Annotated in this window: 21 protein-coding genes and 1 tRNA gene; 5 read left to right on the top strand and 17 right to left on the bottom strand. The window is 52.0% G+C overall.

Translation table 11 applies throughout. The features are described from left to right. Nucleotides 1-157: 157 nt before the first annotated feature. The 3 genes from SH668x_RS05200 to folE all read right to left on the bottom strand — a co-directional run bounded on the left by SH668x_RS05200 (nucleotide 158) and on the right by folE (nucleotide 4143). Nucleotides 158-409, bottom strand: coding sequence for a MoaD/ThiS family protein (locus SH668x_RS05200; protein ID WP_437187634.1), 252 nt, complete (start codon nucleotides 407-409; stop codon nucleotides 158-160). Next, nucleotides 406-3321 carry an FAD-binding and (Fe-S)-binding domain-containing protein gene (locus SH668x_RS05195; protein ID WP_437187633.1) on the bottom strand — a complete coding sequence of 972 codons (2916 nt, stop codon included), beginning with the start codon at nucleotides 3319-3321 and terminating at the stop codon, nucleotides 406-408. The genes SH668x_RS05200 and SH668x_RS05195 overlap by 4 nt, the downstream gene beginning before the upstream one ends. Nucleotides 3322-3522: 201 nt before the next feature. Then, nucleotides 3523-4143: a GTP cyclohydrolase I FolE gene (folE, locus tag SH668x_RS05190; RefSeq protein ID WP_437187632.1), complete on the bottom strand. Its 621-nt coding sequence runs from the start codon at nucleotides 4141-4143 to the stop codon at nucleotides 3523-3525. Nucleotides 4144-4292: 149 nt separating this feature from the next. Here folE and SH668x_RS05185 point away from each other — a divergent pair. Beyond that, nucleotides 4293-4363: transfer RNA gene (locus SH668x_RS05185), tRNA-Gln, on the top strand. Nucleotides 4364-4512: 149 nt separating this feature from the next. Here the strand turns inward: SH668x_RS05185 and SH668x_RS05180 are convergent. The 3 genes from SH668x_RS05180 to SH668x_RS05170 all read right to left on the bottom strand — a co-directional run bounded on the left by SH668x_RS05180 (nucleotide 4513) and on the right by SH668x_RS05170 (nucleotide 6187). Beyond that, on the bottom strand, nucleotides 4513-4974 hold the full coding sequence (locus tag SH668x_RS05180; protein WP_437187631.1) for a hypothetical protein: 462 nt from the start codon (nucleotides 4972-4974) through the stop codon (nucleotides 4513-4515). A gap of 104 nt (nucleotides 4975-5078) precedes the next feature. Further along, the gene (locus SH668x_RS05175) at nucleotides 5079-5894 is read right to left on the bottom strand and encodes a hypothetical protein (RefSeq protein ID WP_437187630.1); all 816 of its coding nucleotides are present in this window, start codon (nucleotides 5892-5894) and stop codon (nucleotides 5079-5081) included. Then, nucleotides 5891-6187, bottom strand: coding sequence for a hypothetical protein (locus tag SH668x_RS05170; RefSeq protein ID WP_437187629.1), 297 nt, complete (start codon nucleotides 6185-6187; stop codon nucleotides 5891-5893). The genes SH668x_RS05175 and SH668x_RS05170 overlap by 4 nt, the downstream gene beginning before the upstream one ends. Nucleotides 6188-6249: 62 nt before the next feature. Between SH668x_RS05170 and SH668x_RS05165 the strand changes: the two genes are divergently transcribed. From SH668x_RS05165 to SH668x_RS05150, 4 genes are all read left to right on the top strand, one after another. Beyond that, nucleotides 6250-6540: a hypothetical protein gene (locus SH668x_RS05165; RefSeq protein WP_437187628.1), complete on the top strand. Its 291-nt coding sequence runs from the start codon at nucleotides 6250-6252 to the stop codon at nucleotides 6538-6540. Between the two features lie 516 nt (nucleotides 6541-7056). Then, a complete protein-coding gene (locus SH668x_RS05160) occupies nucleotides 7057-7671 on the top strand; it encodes a hypothetical protein (RefSeq protein WP_437187627.1) in 615 nt (204 codons plus the stop codon). 4 nt (nucleotides 7672-7675) lie between these two features. Further along, a complete protein-coding gene (locus SH668x_RS05155; RefSeq protein WP_437187626.1) occupies nucleotides 7676-7960 on the top strand; it encodes a hypothetical protein in 285 nt (94 codons plus the stop codon). Then, the gene (locus SH668x_RS05150) at nucleotides 7938-8588 is read left to right on the top strand and encodes a Fic family protein (protein ID WP_437187625.1); all 651 of its coding nucleotides are present in this window, start codon (nucleotides 7938-7940) and stop codon (nucleotides 8586-8588) included. The genes SH668x_RS05155 and SH668x_RS05150 overlap by 23 nt, the downstream gene beginning before the upstream one ends. A gap of 180 nt (nucleotides 8589-8768) precedes the next feature. On the opposite strand, the gene SH668x_RS05145 is transcribed toward SH668x_RS05150, so the two are convergent. The 11 genes from SH668x_RS05145 to SH668x_RS05095 form a co-directional block, all read right to left on the bottom strand. Beyond that, nucleotides 8769-11153, bottom strand: a complete 2385-nt coding sequence (locus SH668x_RS05145; RefSeq protein ID WP_437187624.1) for a hypothetical protein — start codon at nucleotides 11151-11153, stop codon at nucleotides 8769-8771. Nucleotides 11154-11156: 3 nt separating this feature from the next. Then, nucleotides 11157-11594, bottom strand: coding sequence for a hypothetical protein (locus SH668x_RS05140; RefSeq protein WP_437187623.1), 438 nt, complete (start codon nucleotides 11592-11594; stop codon nucleotides 11157-11159). A 61-nt stretch (nucleotides 11595-11655) separates the two neighbouring features. Beyond that, a complete protein-coding gene (locus SH668x_RS05135; protein WP_437187622.1) occupies nucleotides 11656-12186 on the bottom strand; it encodes a hypothetical protein in 531 nt (176 codons plus the stop codon). Nucleotides 12187-12236: 50 nt separating this feature from the next. Beyond that, nucleotides 12237-13145 carry a head maturation protease, ClpP-related gene (locus SH668x_RS05130; RefSeq protein WP_437187621.1) on the bottom strand — a complete coding sequence of 303 codons (909 nt, stop codon included), beginning with the start codon at nucleotides 13143-13145 and terminating at the stop codon, nucleotides 12237-12239. A 95-nt stretch (nucleotides 13146-13240) separates the two neighbouring features. Continuing rightward, nucleotides 13241-13945: a hypothetical protein gene (locus SH668x_RS05125; protein ID WP_437187620.1), complete on the bottom strand. Its 705-nt coding sequence runs from the start codon at nucleotides 13943-13945 to the stop codon at nucleotides 13241-13243. A gap of 91 nt (nucleotides 13946-14036) precedes the next feature. Further along, entirely contained in the window at nucleotides 14037-14204 is a 168-nt protein-coding gene (locus SH668x_RS05120) for a hypothetical protein (protein ID WP_437188516.1), read from the bottom strand. Nucleotides 14205-14457: 253 nt separating this feature from the next. Next, nucleotides 14458-17193 carry a hypothetical protein gene (locus SH668x_RS05115; RefSeq protein WP_437187619.1) on the bottom strand — a complete coding sequence of 912 codons (2736 nt, stop codon included), beginning with the start codon at nucleotides 17191-17193 and terminating at the stop codon, nucleotides 14458-14460. Beyond that, nucleotides 17190-17537, bottom strand: coding sequence for a hypothetical protein (locus SH668x_RS05110; RefSeq protein ID WP_437187618.1), 348 nt, complete (start codon nucleotides 17535-17537; stop codon nucleotides 17190-17192). Before SH668x_RS05110 ends, SH668x_RS05115 begins: the two co-directional genes overlap by 4 nt. Before the next feature lie 123 nt (nucleotides 17538-17660). Beyond that, nucleotides 17661-17873 (bottom strand): helix-turn-helix transcriptional regulator, encoded by a 213-nt coding sequence (locus SH668x_RS05105; RefSeq protein WP_437187617.1) that lies wholly within the window; start codon nucleotides 17871-17873, stop codon nucleotides 17661-17663. A gap of 130 nt (nucleotides 17874-18003) precedes the next feature. Further along, nucleotides 18004-18480, bottom strand: coding sequence for a hypothetical protein (locus SH668x_RS05100; RefSeq protein WP_437187616.1), 477 nt, complete (start codon nucleotides 18478-18480; stop codon nucleotides 18004-18006). Nucleotides 18481-18494: 14 nt separating this feature from the next. Further along, nucleotides 18495-19709 (bottom strand): tyrosine-type recombinase/integrase, encoded by a 1215-nt coding sequence (locus SH668x_RS05095; RefSeq protein WP_437187615.1) that lies wholly within the window; start codon nucleotides 19707-19709, stop codon nucleotides 18495-18497. Between the last annotated feature and the right edge of the window lie 87 nt (nucleotides 19710-19796).

The following is a 19796-nucleotide window of genomic DNA, read 5'->3' as shown; positions in this document are numbered from 1 at the left end:
TATGTTAGCACCCAACACCCGAATCGCTCACTCGCTGATCAGCCCGCATTTCAGATTTTCCAAACTCTTTTGCAAAAGAGAACGTTCGACAAGCGAGTCGAGGCAGATTCTGACGCGGAATGCTTCGAGAATGTCGTCAATGCCCCCCAAACTGGCTTCAGCCGCCGCTCACGGGAGGAAAGCAGGCAATCGACGAGGAGGGATCAAGCACTTGATCCGGTGATGCATAATTCTCATTGACCGCGACCATCAATGTCGGCAACAGCGGTCTAAGCACCGGATACTGTTCGCCCAACGTGTTGAGAAGTACCTCAACAGTCGCGCCATCGGCCAATTCCACGGTAACAGTTGATGTTCCGCACAGATCACGTGCTCTCGCAAAGAGCATGACGTTGAATCGGGACTTCACGGTGCCTGCTTTCTTTTCAATGCTCCCATCTGCTGCTGCAATTCCGGCATCAACCCATAGGAAATCGCCATAATCTTCAACGGATGAAGCGTTGGAACGGCGGAGGATTGCGACATTTGCATCTGACAACTGCTGCACTCGGTCAGGCCCGCCCGAAACTTTGGTTTCGACATCTCCTCGATCAGCCCTGCCCCCATTGCGAGTGATCGATTGAAATTTTTCGCTGTGAGACCAAACGCCCCCGCCATACCAGAGCACCCCTTTTCAATCCTCGTCAGGGTCAGTTCCGGAATCAGTTCCATCAAGTCGGCAAATGGACTGTGCTGGCTCAAATATCGAACATGACAGGGAGTGTGGTAGCCCAATTCAATCGGAACCGGGGCAAAGTCTTTCTTCAATTTTTTCTCGGCATGCAACGACTTCAGATAGGCACCTGCTTCGATGACCTGACGAGCCACAACGTCGACATCCGGGTGATCTATCAGACGCGGATACTCGTATTTCAGACAGACAACCGCCGTCGGTTCTGTACAGATAATCGGTTTCCCTTCACGGGCATGCTCAGCGAGGAGATTGACGTTGATCTCGGCCAATTCTCTCGCGGCATCCAAATCGCCAGCGGAAATCATCGCCATCCCAGATGCAACCTGTTGGCGAGGCACTGTGACCGACAGTCCGTGATGTTGCATTACCCGCAAAAACGCTCGCCCAAGAATGTGATCGTGGTAATTCACAAAGTGATCGACGAAGTAAACAGCGTCTGCCCGTTCCGCCAGCGAAGAAGAATCATGCACCGTCGACAGAAACTGACCGCGAGAAAACTTCGGAAGTTTGCGTTCTCGCGAGATCCCCAGGATTTTCTCAATGAGCCAGCGAACCCGCTGATTCCCGATCGCCCAGTTCGCGACACGCGGAAAGCGACTTCCCAGGCGCCCAAAAGAATGGGCTCGGGATAACAAAAAGTCTGCTCGAGACAAGCCGTTTGCAGCCACGCATTGAGCCTTGGCTTCGATCGCCAACGCAGGAACATTCACTTCCGATGGACACTCGATGTGACACTGCTTGCAATTGAAACACCGATCCGCCAGATCCTTTGCCTGCTCGACCGAGAACTGTTTCAGGTCGAGCTTTCCACTGGCGACAGACCGCATCAAATTCGCCTTGCCACGCGGACTCGCATCTTCAATTGAATCCTCGTGGAAGAACGGGCACATGCGTAACTGCTCGCTATTCACGCGACAGTCGCCACAGCCATTACACCGCAGCGTTGTATCCGCCATTTCTCCCGGCCCCCACCTCAACTGCAACGGAACGAGAGGATTCAATTCCTGAGCAGGATTCACGGGGGTGCGAAAATTGCGAACGGTCAGATGAGGATCATTACTGATGATCTTCCCAGGATTCAGTTGTTGATCGGGATCGAAGAGATCTTTGATCTGCTGAAATACGCGATACAGTGGACCGTACTGCGATCGAATAAACGCTGTCCGCGACAGCCCGTTTCCATGTTCCCCGCTCACAGTTCCGCCGCAGGAGATTGCGACTTCATAGAGTTCTCTCGCCAGCGATTCGATCAATGTTGCATTACCGGGACCCGGGGTATTCATGAACGGGCGAAAATGCACTTGCCCCGACGCAGCGTGAGCATACAACGACGCAGTAATACAGTGTTTTTGAAATACTCGCTGCGATCGAAGCAGAAATTCTCTGAGGATCGGTGGAGGGACAGCGATATCCTCCACAAGCGGAATCGGTCGAGTCTCCCCCCGCAACTGATTCAACAGCGGCACGACCTGACTCGGCAACGACCACAAAAAGTCAACGGATTCTGGAGTAACCGCCTCTGCAGCGACATAAGCAGAAGGATCGACTTCATGAATTGCTCGAATCGCATCTTTCAGTCGACCGGTCATCGGAGAGCTTCCGAATCCAGTGAACTCAATCAACAAGGCGGCTTCGGCACTCGCAGGGATGAGATCCGCAAATCGCGGATTGGAGTCTCGCCCCAAAGAAAGAAGTCTTCGATCCAGCAAATCGCAAGCACTCGGCTCACGTTGGCTCACAGCCTGCACGGCTTCCAGAGCCGTTTCCAAATCTCGAAACAGAACCAGTGTCGCTGCTCGCTGATCCGGAATCGGCGAAGTGTGTAATGTTGCAGCGGTAAACAATCCAAGTGTCCCCTCTGACCCCACTAGCAAGCGGGGCAAGAAGAGCTTCTCGTTCTGAAGCACTGATCGCAGGAAGTACCCGGAAGTATTCCTCTGAATGAGAGGCTGCCGATCTTCAATCAACTTGTAATTTGATTTCAGAATCTGAACGAGCCGACCCTGCAATTCCTGAACCCGTTCATCGAGTTGCAGACTGGAGGAGATCGAATGAACTCCCGCTTCGAACAACATCCCGTCAGCGAGCACCGTCTGAATGCTCTCCACATGGTCTCGTGTCGAACCAACGCGAACAGCATGTGAACCTGCAGCATCGACAGCCAGCATTCCACCAACAGTTGTGACAGCAGTGCTGGACGGGTCGGGAGCAAAATATCGCCCGTATGGCTTCAAGGTACGATTCAATTGATTGCGAACAACTCCCGCCTGCACCCGCACGGTATCTCCCTCGATCTTTTCGATCTGAGTGAGATGCCTGGAGAAATCAACAACAAGCCCGTCCCCGATGGCTCCACCAGCCAGCCCGGAACCTGCACCGCGAGGAATCAGGGGGATCGAGTTCTCTTTCGCGTACTGAGCGAGAATCACAACATCATTTGGATGCTTCGGGAAGGCGACCCCCAGCGGACGAATCTGATAGACACTCGCATCAGTCGAATAGAGTTCGCGCGCAACATCATCGAATCGAAACTCTCCTGTAAAGAGTCCCGCAAGGTCATCCGAAATCCGCTGCTGTTGTTCGTCCAATGTGAATCAGTTCACCGCTGCCAGTAGAATTTCAGGAAGCCCTCTCCATGAGTCCTCATGCCGTCATGTTCAGTCGTCTCAAAACGATCATCAACGCCAGCGTCTCCACTTACAAGTCCTGAACGCTCAGAGAAACCGATCGCATCATTCCCCCTTTGACACACGTGGACAGAACTGTGAGACGATCGCCAACTTCTCGGACTATCGCTTCCCGTAGATCAATGACATCGCCTCAGAGCGACTCGACTCGTTTTTCCGAAACAATCCGCGAACAGCACTGGTGATGGTCATCGCACCAGGCTTCCGAATTCCGCGGATATTCATGCAGGAATGCTCAGCCTCGATGACGACGATCGCCCCCTTCGGATCAAGCTCTTGAACCAACAAGTCAGCAACTTGCTGAGTCATTCGCTCCTGAACCTGAGGACGGTGGGAAATCTCTTCAACGATTCGAGCAAGTTTACTGATCCCGACCACGTTCCCTTTCGGGATATAGCCGACATGAGCAACGCCGATAAACGGCAGTAAATGATGCTCGCACATGCTGTTAAAGGAAATATCCCTGATCAGCACGAGTTCGTCGTAATTCTCTTCGAACGTCTTTTGAAGATGACGAGCAGGATCAGAGTGGAGCCCACTAAATAATTCTGCGTACATGCGGGCGACACGGGCTGGTGTCTCGAGAAGCCCTTCACGATCAGGATCTTCGCCAATCGCTGCCAAAATTTCTCGGACGGCCCGTTCGATGCGGGGCTGGTCGACCGGATTCACTTGCGATTCCTGCTTCTCCGCCACGACTCCCACCTTCTTTTCTCTAAACACTATCAAAATAAACCTGAACGAGAGATTCTATAAGGATGTTCAGGCAGTATCCAGAAGGGAAGGTGTTTCCTCAAATTCAGGGGAATCTGACTTGGCACAACTTTCGAAAGCGAATAGCATACCTGCCAGTCACAGCGAGTCTGTGCGAATGCCTGATGGTGTAACGGTAGCACGAAAGATTCTGATTCTTTTAGTCAAGGTTCGAATCCTTGTCGGGCAACTCAGCAAACCGCTTCGCAGCAACGACTTACATCGACTGCAACGAAGCGGTTTTTTCTTTTTCTGAGCCTGTGCTACCCATGTGCTACCACTGAACAAAACGTCGCCCGGAGCGAAGTTTTTACCTCAATGGCCGGCAGCGACACGCCGCTAAATGACATCAACATCCATCGATTTCAGATCGTCCAAGAACTCTTTGAGCTTTTCGCGGGCATGCTCTCTTGAGTTGGCGTTAACAACCGCGAACGTGATATCGCAATGTGTCCCGAATCGGACATCGTCAAGATTGGACCCGAAGCAGTACGAGACGGGTTCTGCCGCACCAATCACCGGACGGGCTTCTAAGACCTCCCGATGCATGGTGAGCAGTTCATTTCGCTTTTCCACCAGGACGATTTCCCGACTGGCCAGACTCTCGTGAACGTAACGTTGCTGGGATTTCGTCAGTGCTTCCCATCGTGCTTTCTGGATCGTTCGGCGGAGACCGAGCGATGCGAACAAAAGGAAATCTGGAACAGCGTCTTGATAGGTGTATTGATCCTCGGCAGGAAAGGAATCGGGAACCTTTTTTGCTGAAGGACTCGAATTCCGGGCCTTGATAGACGTGACCATAGAAGCAACTCCTCAGTGAGTGTGATTCGATCGAAAAGAGAGCCCCGGACACCGGCCAGATGACCGGGACTGCATGAGAGAAAAGAACGTGACGAATGGAACGGCTACAGCGTCGGGTCTTGCCGGCAGAACGCGTCTACCAGCTCGCCGGCAGTCTGGAAGCGAGACGCCATCAGATGCAGCTGCTGGGCGAGCGATTTCGCCGAACCCCGATCCGTGTTCCAGCCAAGTCGATTGAGCATCCCGGCACCCTTTTCCGGAATTTGAAGTCGCAATTCACTGTTACGCATTCTCTGGACGTTGAGCGGAATCCCCAGCGACTCCACAACGGCGAGGACAACGTCCGCTTCCTTCTCGGTCAGTTCCTTGCAGTTCGCAACCTTCGGATACTCCAGCGGCTTGATGATGATCTGCCAGTGATTGACTGAAGGAAGTTTGAGCTGCATCTGGTTGAAGCGGTTCACTTCGATTCGGACCTCCATATTCATCAATCCGCAGTTGGCAGACGGAGGAGTCGCGTACTCCGTTTGAGGATTCCAGCCATCTGGACGTAACAGACGAACCACGCAAAAGCCTCCCCTGCAGAACGCCACGACGTGCCAGAATTGGAAGTACCGATCACCGGCCAGGATCTTCCGGTTCAACGAAACGGCCAGATGTGTGGCATCATCCCGCTGAATTGCCGATGTGAGCGATCCCGGAATGGCAGAAAGGGAAATCGGTTGGTCGCCTCCATCCAGCTTGACCGTTAGCCGAATGGAATCAGGTGGCGTGATGGTCAGGTCAGGCATTGCTGGCTTCTCGCGGGGAGTGAGCGTAGCCAATGGTCCGGATGGGATGGAGAAATCGGGGATACGCTTTCCCGATGTCGAAACTTGTGAATTTGGAGCGTTCAGATCTTGATGAGCGTGGCTAATCATGGGAAAATCCTTTTCAGATGGCCTGCCGTTCGCCTGAGAAACTGACGGCAAGCTGTTTCAGATTTGAGCCAATCGCCAACAAAGCGGTTGGCTTTTTTCATGTCCTGTCTCTTCCGCCCGGCGTGACTGCTCCTGCCAGCCAAAAAGAACACGCCTGTTTCCATCCGGGACGAGCGGTCAGAAACAGGCGTGAATGTCCGAGCGATGCCCGGTGATTTGATTTTTAAGCGTGCTATTGTCTCTCGTCCAGGCAAATGCACGTCCATGACGTCAAAAGCTACAAGACGATTCATTTGTAGTCAAGTGATGCTGTATGATTCGATTCCAATTGCGATGTATTCGCTTGATCGTGAACATGAACGGTATGAACAAACAGACTTCACCCAAATTGGTTACTACGATTCGCTTCACAGAAAGCCAGCGGGCAGATTTTGACGCTGCAGCGAAGCAGGAAGGCTGCGACTCTGTCGTCCAGTGGATGATCAAACTAGCAGAACGGCGAGTGACAGTTCTGAATGATGCAATTGCGTCTGGACAATACGTGACGATCGGGGAAGCAAAAGTTCCGTTGGCCGATATCAATCCGGAAGACCTCATGCGAGCAGCCAAAGCATTCACGGAATCACAGCGCGACCAGAAGCGGTAGTGATGCGGGAGCGGTAAAGACCTCGAGTTCCAACAGTCAACTAACTTCGTCAAATTCGGGACAGTTCAAGCTAACTGTCCCACTGGCTGGCTGGCGACCGTTTGATGCTCTCCAACAGCCATTCGCACGCCTGCAACAAGCCGAAAAACCCAGCCAAGTGAGAAGGAAAACGCCGCTAACAGGAGGAAAACAATGTCAAGTTAATGTGACACCAGTCGAATCCTTCAACAAAACGCAGCCAGAATCCCATCCTGAACACAAATCGACCGCAATGCACAACCAATTCAACACAGATCTTTGCCCTCAAAAGTCAGACTGTCAGGCAAGTGGTCGTTTTTCGCCCAGATTGAACAATGAATAACCGGCAGATACCCGCAGGAAAAACCAATACTGCAAGGTCGCCTCACAAGCAAAGTTGCAAAAAAAAGGCGAAGATGTCATCTTTACGCCTTACAATTGACCGATGGTGACAGTACTCCACCCCAGCAGCCTACGGTAGTCAGACAGAAACGACCGATGAACATATCGGATTGGCTCACAGAACTTCATCCAACTTGTGTCGTTGTCGGCACATTTAATATTTACATTTTCCAGCCCGAGTGGCTGGCTGAGGTCCTTGAACTTAAAGCTGGCACTCATTTTGAAATCGAAACAGATTTGAGTCGGCCTGGCTTCAAGTTGAGTTCAAAGGATTTTGATTGCAATTGGATCGTTCGTCCCGGCAGGCTACAGCTTGAGGGAGTTCGCCCAAATCCGCAGCTAGGCGATACGCTTGCGAAAGTTATCCAGAAACTCCCAGAGACTCCTCTTTACGCAATTGGGAAGAACTTTTCCTTTCAAGTCTCTGATACTTCCGGCCTTAGAACTGAGATAGACGATTTCCTCAATTTTCCGAATTTTCCTCAAGGCAACGTAACCAGAACATTAAGCGGCTTGTCCGTTGAGATTGGCCGGCAGACGTACAACTTTGTGTTAATGAAAAAGCCAAATGGCGGTATGGAAATTGCCGTAAACATTCATGCCGATGCTGCAGGGTTGTCACATGCTGAGATCATCAAAGAGTTGAAGCAATTTAATTCTGACCGTGAAAGGGCACTGGAAATTGTCGACAATCTTTGGAAACGAAATTGACCAAATGTCATCTACAACCTCCTCCGATCGTATCTTCGCCCCCTATGAGTTCGGACTAAATCCGGTTTGGAGTTCACAAACATGGAGTTACAGTGTCAAAGGGTTTGACTTAGAAAAAGTGAAGTCTGACTTGGAGTCTCTTTTTGTAGCTGAAGGTATTGACATTAACGACGTCTTAGAGGATGCTTCACGGCATTTTCAAGCATCTAGTATCGTTCCGTTGAACGAATCAATCAGCGATGATCAATTAGAAGAGCTTGCAATCGATGAACTTGGGGCCTGTGACTGATAGTTGTCCCGCTTGGAATGATGAAATACCATTGGCGATGGTGGAGTCGTACAAGACTGCCCATCGCCTTGTTTATTCTGACGTTCTTAATTGCGCCAAAAACTGTATCGTCAATGACGACAGCTTTAAGAGATGGCACAGAATTCTATTTGATAAATGCACTCCGGTTGACTATTACGCCGGGAACTACCGGCAAAATTCTGATAAATTTCCTTGCCTAGCCTGTGATGTTGCAGTTGGGAATATTCCTGGGTCATTCTATTGGGACGTGTTGAAGGATGTGGAGAATCTCTCAAATAACCTAAAGAAGGAAGTCTCGCGATTGGAACTTCATTGGGGGTTAATTGAGCCTGTAGACAGAGCGAAGCAAGTTGCGATTTTATTGGCGGTGGCGATAGGCACATTCATTCGAATACACCCATTCGTCAATAAAAATGGTCATGTCTCCAGGTTGATATGGAGATGGGGACTTGCTCGTTTTGGAGTCCCACTCCAGTGTCGAATTTCACCTCGCCCCGACCAGCCCTACGGTGAAGTTATGGCGAGTTCAATGAACGGGAATGATGGTCCACTTGCGAAGCTGATTTTACTTCATCTCTGTCGAAATCCGCCTTCGTTGAATGCTTAAATCTTTTCTGAGCCGCTGTCCTGGTAGAGCGGCCACACAAACTTACACTCAACCCATTAATGGGACTCCTTAGGCCAGTATTGGCTAGTTTTGACGGTATCCGTATCCCGAATAGCTGATTAATTCGGTTCCAATACACTATCAGGCTTATTGGCCTTTAACCAAAGCCCCACTTCCCCCTCACTCCTCAACCGCTCTCAACAATCGTTCCAGAAGTTCATTTCCCCTTGCAGCCTCTCTGACTGCCTCTTCTTCTTTCTCCAGGATCTTCTGGTCGATGGAGTTGCCGCCCAGGCCGAACATGGCTTCCTGACCAGAACGTGTGATCATGCCCGGCGTGTGTCGCACGCGATCGACTTCATCGAGCATTGCACGTGATCGGGCGATGATCTGACCGTAATAGTTGATTTCTTCGCTCTGTGCTTCCTTCGTGAACCCGCCATCTTTCAGCGACTGGATGTAAGATTCCGTCGCCTGATCGGATTCTCGCTGGACGGATTCCGTTCCGATCGCGTTGTAAATGCTCATCCGCGTCTGGAACTTCTCCTGCATCGTGTTCAGCGTGACTTTGCGGGCATCGTCCATTTGCTTTTTGATGTGGTCGTTCAGCTTGCCCATCTCCATCGCGATGGCCTTTTCAGCGAGTCCCACATCCAGCCCGGCCGCGACTCCCTTGCCTATCTGGGCGATTTTCTCCCGGATCTGCTCTTCAAATGTCATGGTTTCCCGGCGAAGGCTCTCGCCAAACTGGGCAATGTGCAGTGCCTTCTGTCCTTCTTCTGACTGTTCGTAAGCCAGCCGAACCGCTGTGTCCCGATCTTTCGCAGCAATACGGGTGAGTGCTTCCACCTGTCCCGCATCGAGTGTTCCCGCTTCCGCCAGCTTGTTAAGCTGCTGAACAAACTCCTCGAACTTCTGCTGTGGCGTTTTCAGTGTCTCTTTGAAATTGTCCGCCATCCGCTGGAGTTCTGCCGGAATAGCCCGTTCTGCAGCGTGACTTGATCCCGATGAACCGAAAAAACGCCCCCAGAAGCTGGAACCTGACGATGCTGCTGCCGCTGGTGCTGGCGAGCCTCCGGGAGTGCCTCCCTCCGGTGGTTTCATCCCCATCAGCTTCTCGAACCATTTGACCGCTGTACTGAGTGATTCACACAACAGAACGACGGTTCCCGTAATGGTTTCGATGGCAGCCACGAATACGGTTTGCATGACTTCTGAGACAGACCGCACGATCGGTTCCAGTGCCAGAATTCCTTTGCCGATCAGTGACAACGTGCCCGATGCCAGGCTTCCCAGTCCAGAGAGTCCCGCTGAGAGTGCCCCAGACATGAACCGGTACACATCCTGCAACGCGGGAAGGACCGCTTCGCTCCAGACGGAAGCGAAGTATCTTCCGGTTGCGGAGAGCCCATCCATCAACGGTTGCAGTGCTCCCGTTTTCTGATGCAGGTAGTACAGACCAGCTCCCATGGCAGCGACCGCCGCAATGGCAATTCCAATTGTGGCAGTCACCCCGGCCACTCCAACCAGCAAGATTTTGAACGCTGTTGAAAGGGCTCCTACGACTGTGGTCACAATGGGACCGATGATCGGGATTTGCTGCAGGACCGCCACGAATGCCATCTGAATGGCCTTCCCCACGGCCGCTGAAGCAATCCATCCCGCGAACGAACTGGTGGCTGCTGCCAGTGTCGCTCCCACTGCAGTGAGTGCTCCCGCGATTCCTCCCACAACCTGAACCACGATCGGGCATTCCTCGGCGAATCGCGTGATGCTGTTCACCATTCCCGTCATGGCGTCGACGAAGTGGGCCGCGATGTTCTTTCCGAAGTTGTAAATCGGCTGAAGCGTTGTTCCGATGGAATTCGTCAAGCTGCTGAACGCTGAAGAGAGGTTCCCCAGCGACACTCCGAACTTGTCGGATGCGGCCGCTCCCGTAATTCCATCTGCTGCAAACTGCTTCGAGAGCAGCGAACCGATGGCCATCGCCTTTTGAAGTTCGGTCGCCTGTTCGATTCCGTGGTGGATTCCGAGAGCCTGCAGCTCCGCAGCGACGGCGGATTCCGTCAACGCGATGCCGAATTCCCCCAGCGCCGACAGGTTTCCTTTCAGTGCGGATTGAATTTTGAGCAATCCGTCCCCGGCCTTGAGTCCGAAGTGGGTTTCCAGATCGGCTCCCATGCGGGTGACATCCGCTCCCAGTTCCGCCGCTTCTCCCCGAGCCATCCCAAACGACAGCCCCATTTGAGCGATCACTGCAATGGAACTGTGAATGCTCTGGATCGATCGACCGATGTCATTGCTGATCGTCGTGGCCAGTTTCGATGCTTCGCTGGTGGCATCCCGGAAGACGGCTTCAAACGCTCGCAGCTTGACCGCATCGTTTTGAGCCTTAACCACTGCTCCCACAAGAGCAGCGGTCATGGTGGCTCCGGTGGCGGTAGCAGCAATGCCGATGGATTGGATCTTCTGCCGAAAACTATCGGTCACTTTCTGAAGTTCCTGATAGAACCCAGAATCATCCAGTGCCAGCGAAATGATCGCCCTACCAGCGTTGATCGACATCGTTTAGACCAACTTTCCCTGCAAGAGAACTTTCGGGTCCATATCGCGAATCTGTGCCGCAAGCTGGTCGATCGATTCCCGGGTTTTGGTAATGATTTCCGCGACTTGCGGCATTCCGGATTCGGTGTAAAAGCCGATCAGGCCAGCGAAGAGTGCTTCCTTCGCATCTTTGAATTCGCCATCCTGAAGCGAATCCAGGAAATCCTCTTCCGACATTTTGCGGGCCTGCATCTGGTCGGCAATGAACACTTGGAGCACTTCCAGAATGGCCGGCAGATCGCTGGAAAGTCGCAAGATGGGATTCTCCCCGTCCGTGCCTGTCAGGCTGAGAAGATTCAGCCCAGTGATCTTCTTAACCTTGAGGAGTGATCCCAGCGTAAAATTCAAATCCCAGTGCAATGGCTGGCCGCTGGGAGATGTCGTTTTGAAGTGAGTAACCATTTGTCGTTTCCTTGGGTATTGGAGTCAGTACGTTTGTGGTGATTTCAGACTAAAATTTTGGTCACGCTCGCTTTTTGACGGTCATTCGCTTTCGCTCCGAGCGAATGAACTGCTGACGTGACATTTGCAGCTTCTTCCCTCTCAAATTTGCTGCATGTTTCAGAACGGAATATTTGCGAGAAAGCAAACTGTTCAGTTCCTTCACTGTGCAGGTCATTGTTTGTCCCATCGCGAGCAAGTCGGGATGCTGACTCTCCCGTTTCGGCATGATCAGAATCGGTGTCTTCGTCAACTTCTGGTACGCTGCACCGTCACCATCGAAGACGTAGCTGCACATCGTGGAGAGTCGAGCTTTGTAGTCGTTCGCGGATTCTTCCGATTCCTCATCCCGTCTGAGATGTTCGGGCGAAATCTGTTCTGGCTTGATGCCCAGCGACCGTAGCCGATCTTCATCCTCTGCATACCACTCCCCTTTCAGGTGATTGGAAATACAGATGAAACGGTTGCCGGCGGTTGTCATCGCGGCAATGAAATGCCGGAAGAACTCCGGGTGTTCATAAACGGCTGAGTCTAGGTCGAGACCGATCAGCATGGTATTTTCTCTCTCTTGAAGTCAGGAGATGGGGTCATCTCCAGATCGGATTACGTGGCGGCGGTCGCAAATCCTCGACGAACGGCTTCTTCCGGATTGAAGTAGGTTTCTACTTTCATCCACTCCAGAACAGACTGGACGTGATTCCCGCTGCGGTTCGCATAGATTGCAGCGACCGAATCGCGGGTTTGCTCAACGGCGTCGGCCGCTGTCCGTAATTGTTCAGCCCGACCGGCTATTCCCACTTCCGGTTCGTGAATCATCAGTTGTGAACCCGGTCGCATCACACGGACATCACCAGCCATAAACAGCAGTGAAGCTGCCGAAGCGGCCGTCCCCTCATTGACGGTTCGAATTTGTGCCGGGAACTCTCGCAATGCGTTGTACATCGCGACGGCCTGATACGGATCACCGCCGTCTGAGTTGATTCGAACGGTGACTTCATCCACTCCATCGAATCGTCGAAGCTGAGCCAGGAAGTTCGTAGCGGATGATGTGCTGTCAGCGATGATGTCGCCGAATACCAGAATCTCGGCCTTCCTTTCCCCCTGCATCTTGAAACGAAGCCCAGGACGAACGGGATTGAGTTCCTCTTCCGTGACAACAGTAAGCCCGTCGGTCATTCGGCGGGAATTGATGTATTCCAGCAAAGTGGAACGCATCCGCACGCCGTTCTTCTGGGCTGATTCGTACTCGAGTTCGTACTTCCGGTTCTGGCCGGTCAGTTGAGCGGGACGAATGGAGCCGGGTGGAGTTCTGAGTTTGGAAGTCGTGAGAGCGCTCATGTTCCGATGGATAAACTGCTCTCGAGTTTCATTGAGCGGAATCCCGCTGATTGCTGCCAACTCTCTTTTCATCTGGTAAGCGACAGCAAACCGACCTCGGAGTCGCGTAATGCGTTCCACTTCATGCCGTAATTCAGGACTGAGTTGTGACATCGCTCTCGTAAACTGTGACATCTATAAGACCTGCGATCTGGGAAGTGAGAATTTCCCGCTATGGTGAATTGGCGACCGACAGAGATTCCGCTGCCGGAGTGTGTCCGACCTGTCCACTAGACAGAAGACGCCGAAAGATCGCTATTCAGAGCTGAATCCTGATTCGGCACGAAATCATCCTGCTGCAGGATCTTCCCCGTATAAACCCACTGCCGGAAGACCTCCAGATGTCGCTCTGCCTGACGGCAATCAGCTGCCAGACGATCGGCGTTCTTTTCTGTGGAAGCGATCTGTGATTCGAGAGATTTCTTGTCGGCTTCAAATGCCGCCGTTTTCTCCCGCTTCGCCTGCACTTCTGGCCTTTCGTGTTCCGGCATCCAGGGGCCTCTGCGAAGAATGTTGCTTTCTGAGACCAACCAGCGTTCATGGCGGGCAATGAGAGTCTGAAGTCTCCCTCGGAGTTCCGGAAGTCCTTCAGAGGCCTTTCGGTATGCTTCCCTCGCCTTACGAACAGCGTAGTTAAGTTCGTTCCAAAGAAGACGAGCGTCTTCCATGAACACAGCAGTGTTAATCGCGTTCAGTTCGTAGTCGATGCCGATCGTATTCATGCGAGAACTGATCTGATTCTCAAGCTCCCATCTGGCGTAGACGGGAAGTTCTCCGGCCTCAATCTTGGCAATTCGCATATCCAACTCAGCACGCAGCTGTTTGACTTCAGCCTTCAAATCGGACCGGGCGGCGATCTGCTTCCGAATGTAATCCAGATTCGAATTCGGCTTTAGCTGTTTGATACGTGATCTGAGCCGTTGCATCTCGAACATCGGTTGACTCCTGAATGTTAAATTCCTTCACGAATTTTACATCCTGTCAACCCGACAAAGAATAACACCTCAAACAAAACAAACACTAATTCTAGTGTTGGACACTATATGTAGGTCGATCGCCATCGACAGGTTTGAATTCGCGAAATTCCTCGCAGGTTTTGAAACTTCCACCGCACGCCAGACATTTGCGAGTTCGCCAAATTCGCGTCGGCCTGCTTCGCGTTTCTGAGACAGACAATCGCGAATTCCCACACATGGGGCAACGTAGCGGGCTCGACCGCTGTCGTGGTTTTTTCCGCTTCGAAATCATTTCCGCTCCTTCACAAAAGATTTTGACCAACGAACTAACTGTGTCTATCACCGCATGGGCGGAGGATCCCCTCGCAAACATTTCAAACTCTTCCGGAGAACCTATAAGAACGCACCAGATGCCCCGTATGACGTTCATTTTGCCAGAACATCCCCTGTACCATGCGAGACTTCAGCCATTCAGAAACGCATTCAGAACGCTAATTATCGTTTTCTCGACACCCTAAACATGGTTCCCCAGGTTGATCTGTATCAAATCCACACATCGGACAATTATCATCAGTCGACCGAAACGCGGTATGTGAGGCATGTGCGGTATGTGTTTTCGGTCGCTTATTATTTTCATTCCCCGTATCTCTTTTTTTGCTCTCAGTGATTTCTTCCTCACCCTCTTTGAGAATTTTTTGACGGCAAGGAACAGATACCGCAGAGACCGTACATACCGCGTCAATCTGTTTGACCTGCCACTTATTCACTTTGTTCCTGCCGTGAGACCGACATTCCAGCCGTTGATCACCGATCACACGCCCCTTGAAACGCCGCAATTGGTTTCCAAGTTTGCGAGCATCCTTTGCCGTTAGCTCAGGAACTCCGCACAGCTCACAAAGTGCCGTCTTGACCGACTCCAGTTCTCGCTGCTCTTTTTCGATCAGCCTGTCTGCTGCTGAGAACTCCATCCCGGAATTGACGTAGTCTCGACGTCGCTTGAAGAAATCGAGCAACGTCGTCATTTCCAATGCCGATAGCCCTTCGCCTTTCGGGTCAATGTCAGCCCAGCCGTCGAACAGCATGCGAAGTGCTCCGGCGTCCCGATCTGATGCTTCGGCCAGTTCCTTTCGAGTTCCGCCCGGATCATCCATTCCACACCAGACGACGCAATTTCGAATCAGATCACTCCAGCCTTCGAATGATCCCCAAGGCTTCAGGTCTGCAGATGGACTCCCCGCCACGATAAACGCCCGTAACAGGGTGAGCCCCGCCGCCAGTAGCTCCATCCGATGTTCGCGGACATGAGCCAAGAGTTTCGGGTGGCGGAATCCGGATCGTTCTTCCGGGTTTTCTTCCAGCGAGTCCAGGCGGATGTGACAAATACGGCGGGACATATCGCCCGCCAGAATCACGTTGTTTCCTGTCCCGAACCAGATGGCCTTCATCGGCATTTCGACGATTTCATTCCCGCCCAGCCGGCGATCTTTCCAGCTGGTGGAAGTCAGGACTGCATCCAGACTGGCTGATCCCAGCGAAGAATTGATGTTGTCAATCAGAATGAGCGGATCACCAGCGAGAGCCAGCGACGTAATGCGTTTACGGGATTCTTCTTCACTCTCCGGATTGCTGAATCGCGGCATGGAACGGCTGGTTGTGATCAGAGAAATCACGTCCGTCAGCAACGATTTTCCGGAACCGCGAATGTTGGCATCGATCAGGAACATGGGAGCCGGACCATTAAACGCCCGTCTGGCCAGCACAGTCAGAAGCCCTGCCAGCCACGCCGATTGATGGGCAGGACTCGCAAACGGGAAATCAGCGACGACGTCGAGAAGCAGATCCCGGGCCTGTACCGCATCCGCGTGAGTCGGATTCTCTTTCAGCTGAGGAAGTTCGCCATTCGGGACGTAAAGCAACCCCGTCGATTCATCCCATCCCGGCGTCGTCAAAATGCTTCCATCGGGCCGGAGAACGGGAATTTCCGTGACCCCCGCCAGATTCCGCAGCTGTGGCCAGAATCCCCGCGTATGAATCCCATTCACCAGTGATGCGGGTGGCGAGCAATGAATCCGAGAGTCATCAGCTTGTTTGTAGAAGTAGCAACGCTGCGTCATTCGCTCCCGCAGATGCCCTGCAGAGACAGCGTGAATTCGTGGCGTTCCCATTGATCGGCGAATTCCATCCTCGCAAACATCGTCCATCTCCCGGACGACGTGAAACAGCTGGCCATTTCTCTTGTAGAGGTTGTCATCAGCCATCAATGCGTTCAGGGTTTCATCAACCACGATGTGTTCATCAGGCGTGATCTGAATTTCTGTTCGCCCATCCGATGAACTCTTCCTTGATGATGGTTCTTCTGGAAACGCTTCCTCGACCGAAACCGCTGCATCCAGCAACCGTTGCAATTCTTCTTTCGTCCCGCCAGTGTCAAGCCAGTCAATGACGTCACCCTTTTCAGGAAGACCCGGAAGAATGCAGATCTTCACGGACGCTGCGATTCCTTCCAGCGACTTCGCGACATTCTGAGCATGCTCCCGCCCAGGCTTGTCGTTATCCGGAAGGATAATGACGTCAGAACCTCGCAGGCATTCCGAATGCTCTGGACGCCACTTGTTTTTTGAGTTGCCGGCAGCTGCTCCGCCAGCATTGCACGTGGCGATGAATCCCAATTCAGCGAGACGATCACAGTGCTTTTCGCCCTCGACAATGAGAACCGGATCATTGAACAGATTGAGAAAGACGTGAGCGAGTCGATACGGAACAACTCGAGTGTTCTTCACCGAGTTTTTCCATCCGCCCTTGCCATCTGCAGCTTGCTGGCGGAATGTCTTTTTCGGCTTCCCGTTCTCACCGACCGTTCCATCTTCAATTCGCACAGTGCGAAACAGTGGATTGCCTGATTCATCAGTGTAGATCCAGGAACCCGTTTCACGCTCTGTTGAAGCCGATTTCGTGCTGGCTGAAGTGGACCGCTCAAACATCCAACTCGCTGTCACGTTCACAGCGTGGCAGATCTGAGGGAATGTGCATCCTGCGTGGCAGGTCGCGACGATTCCTTTCTCACCGATTTGAACTGAAAGCGATGCCCGGTCATCCGGATGTGCTGGACAACAGGCTTTGTATCCATCCCCGCTCGATTGAACCTCTTGGAGCTGCGACAGGAAGTAAGCGAATTTCTCAGCGACCGGAGCGTCATGCTTCGGAGCCAGTGACATTGAAGCAATCATTGAATATCTCCCGCTGGCTTCTTCCATGGCCAGTTACCGACAATCGCCAGATGAAACTGTTGAGCAAATTCCCAGTGGCAATGTGAGAGCCTCTGAAACGTCTCACCGGGGAGCGGTTCACCGTGACGATGAATCTGGAACCGGCGTTTCCCGTTTCTCGATGGCGGACAGAATGGGCATGGAACAATCAGGTGATAGTCGTTGCCAGCACGATATGCAGCCACGATCGGAACGCCGCCAATTTCGCCCAGAATGAGCGGTTGCGGATACCAACTGCGACAACGCAATCGGCCGAACTCCCCCGAATCAAAGTGGGGAGCCGGTGAACTCAAAATCGATCCCATTTTTCCATCCCTGCACAGAAATGGGATGGACTCCAGAGAAGAATCACGTATGATCCCAACACGCCCTGCTAAGCGTATTGAGATTCGTGACCGCGACCGGAAGCCCATCCCGTCGCGGTTTTGTTATTTGATAGCCGATGAACAGTTGGTTGATCGGTTATCCATCCAGGAATCGAGTTCCCGAACGAGATACCAGACCTTGGAGCCGGCTTTATAAAACTTCGGTCCCCGGCCAATACTCGCCCATGTCTCGAGTGTACTTTTTTGCAACCCAAGGTAGTCCGCTGCATCTTGACGATTCAGCTTTGCGGGTGCTTGAATTTGTGTAGTCGCCATGAATTCTACTCCAAGATTGTTGGCTCTGATGCCGTTTGATTCGGAGCTTATTTGAGCAAGAGAATTGTTCTTGAAAATCCCTTTTACAGCCAATATTCCATGATTGACTGAACGTGACGGCGACTAACAACTATTTGACGGTCCCCTGAGGAATGTGTTTTTTGTTCACCACCCATTTTCCAGGTACGTCGGCCTTTTTAATCTGGACTTCGCATCGTTTTCGCATTCGGTCAAATGTGCTTTCGGAAACTTTAAAAACATTGAACCACTCCTTTTTAGTCTTTGGTTCAGACCATTCAATTTCAGAGATTTCACGAACAAATTCAATTACTGCACCGCCAATGGAATACCGGAAGCTATGTCCTCTTTCGTAGGGAATGTATACGTTCGACATTTCGTCATTGGGGTTAATCGGAAGTTTCTCAAGAAATCCAATGTGAATGAAATGCTTCAGTGTCATCAAGAATGGAGCATTGCAGGCATCGCAAACTTGCTTGAATCCAACATTTTTTCCGTGTGGATAGGGGTCGTCTTCTTCAATGAATTCAATTTCTCCTTCAAGCAACAGATAAAGTTTCATTGCCACTTCGGCTTCAACGTCATTCAATCTAAAGATTCCCATCACTCACCCGCATTTTCTTTGTTTGCAGCATTCAGCATTGCTTCTACAGTGTTCCCGATCGCAGCTTTGACCGACCCGGCGTCGAACCTTGCGTAAACGCGGGCCGTCGTCGTGACATCTCTGTGTCCCAGCATGGCAGAAACGACTGGAAGCGGAGTCCCGCCAGCGAGAGCCCAACTTCCAACTGACCTTCGAATGTCATGCGGCCGCACGTCCACCAACCCGGAATTCTTAATGAGACGTTCCCAGGCTTTTTGTGGATACCCAATATGCCCGTACTTCGAATCAGACCGACTCGCAGGGAATACCCATTCGCAGTTCGCAGCGGCCTTCCGGGTTTGCAGTAGTTCAACTGCAGGTTGAGGGAGATGGACCGTCAGAGGAGAGCCATTCTTCGTTGACTTGCCGGGAAGTCGCCATTCCTTTCCGGCGATATTCAAATTATCCCATCGCATCGCAGCCACGTTGCCGATTCGCTGGCCTGTGTACGCTGCCATCAACAACAAGTCACGGAAGGTTTCGTGAGGTTCTGAATGGACTGCATTAAAGAATTTCACCATTTCATCTGCAGACAAGAATCGATCTCTGTCGATTTCCGCAAACATCTTGATGCCGACAGCTGGATTCACCCCTTTGAAAGGAACCTCATCAGATTTGATCGCGAGATTGAAAGCTGTACGTAGCAGAACCAGCAAGCGATTGGCTTCCGTTCTGCCACTTTCCTTTCCGAGCTTTGCGTGTAGCCGTCGAATGTCACCCTGTTCGATTGTGTCCAGGCGGCGGGCCTTCCAGCTCTTCAAATGCCGGTCCCATCGCTGGCGGTCATGCTTTGCTGATTTCTTGTGAGGTTCAGCATGGGTTGTGAGATACCATTCTCGAAGTTCATCCATCGACCATGCGGCGGCCGATGCCCTTCTGTTCGACTGGCGTTCACGATGCGGATTCCTTCCGTTCGCGATTTCTCCCGAAGCACGTACGCAAAGGTTCCTCGCCTGTTCCAGTGAAACTTGTGGGAATGTTCCCAGCTTGAGCCGCACGGGACGCCCTTCAATCTTGCGGTACGAATAGAACGTTTTTGAGCCAGCAGATGAGACGCAGACCGCGAGCGATGGAGTTGCTTCATCGTAGAAGAAAGCTCGACCCAAATCGGGAAGCGGGAGAGCCTCAATGTCACGTTTTGTGAAACGGAATCGGTTCGATTTAGGAGCGGGCATGGCGACTCAAAGAAACAGTTCTTTTATTCTATGACTGGAACTCTGTGCTACCCATGTGCTACCAGCGGTGTACAGTAGTGGCAAATT

Source organism: Planctomicrobium mucosum (genome assembly GCF_051466335.1).
In the GTDB taxonomy this organism is placed as follows: Bacteria; Planctomycetota; Planctomycetia; order Planctomycetales; family Planctomycetaceae; genus Planctomicrobium.
This window is presented reverse-complemented; position numbering and strand designations above follow the sequence as displayed.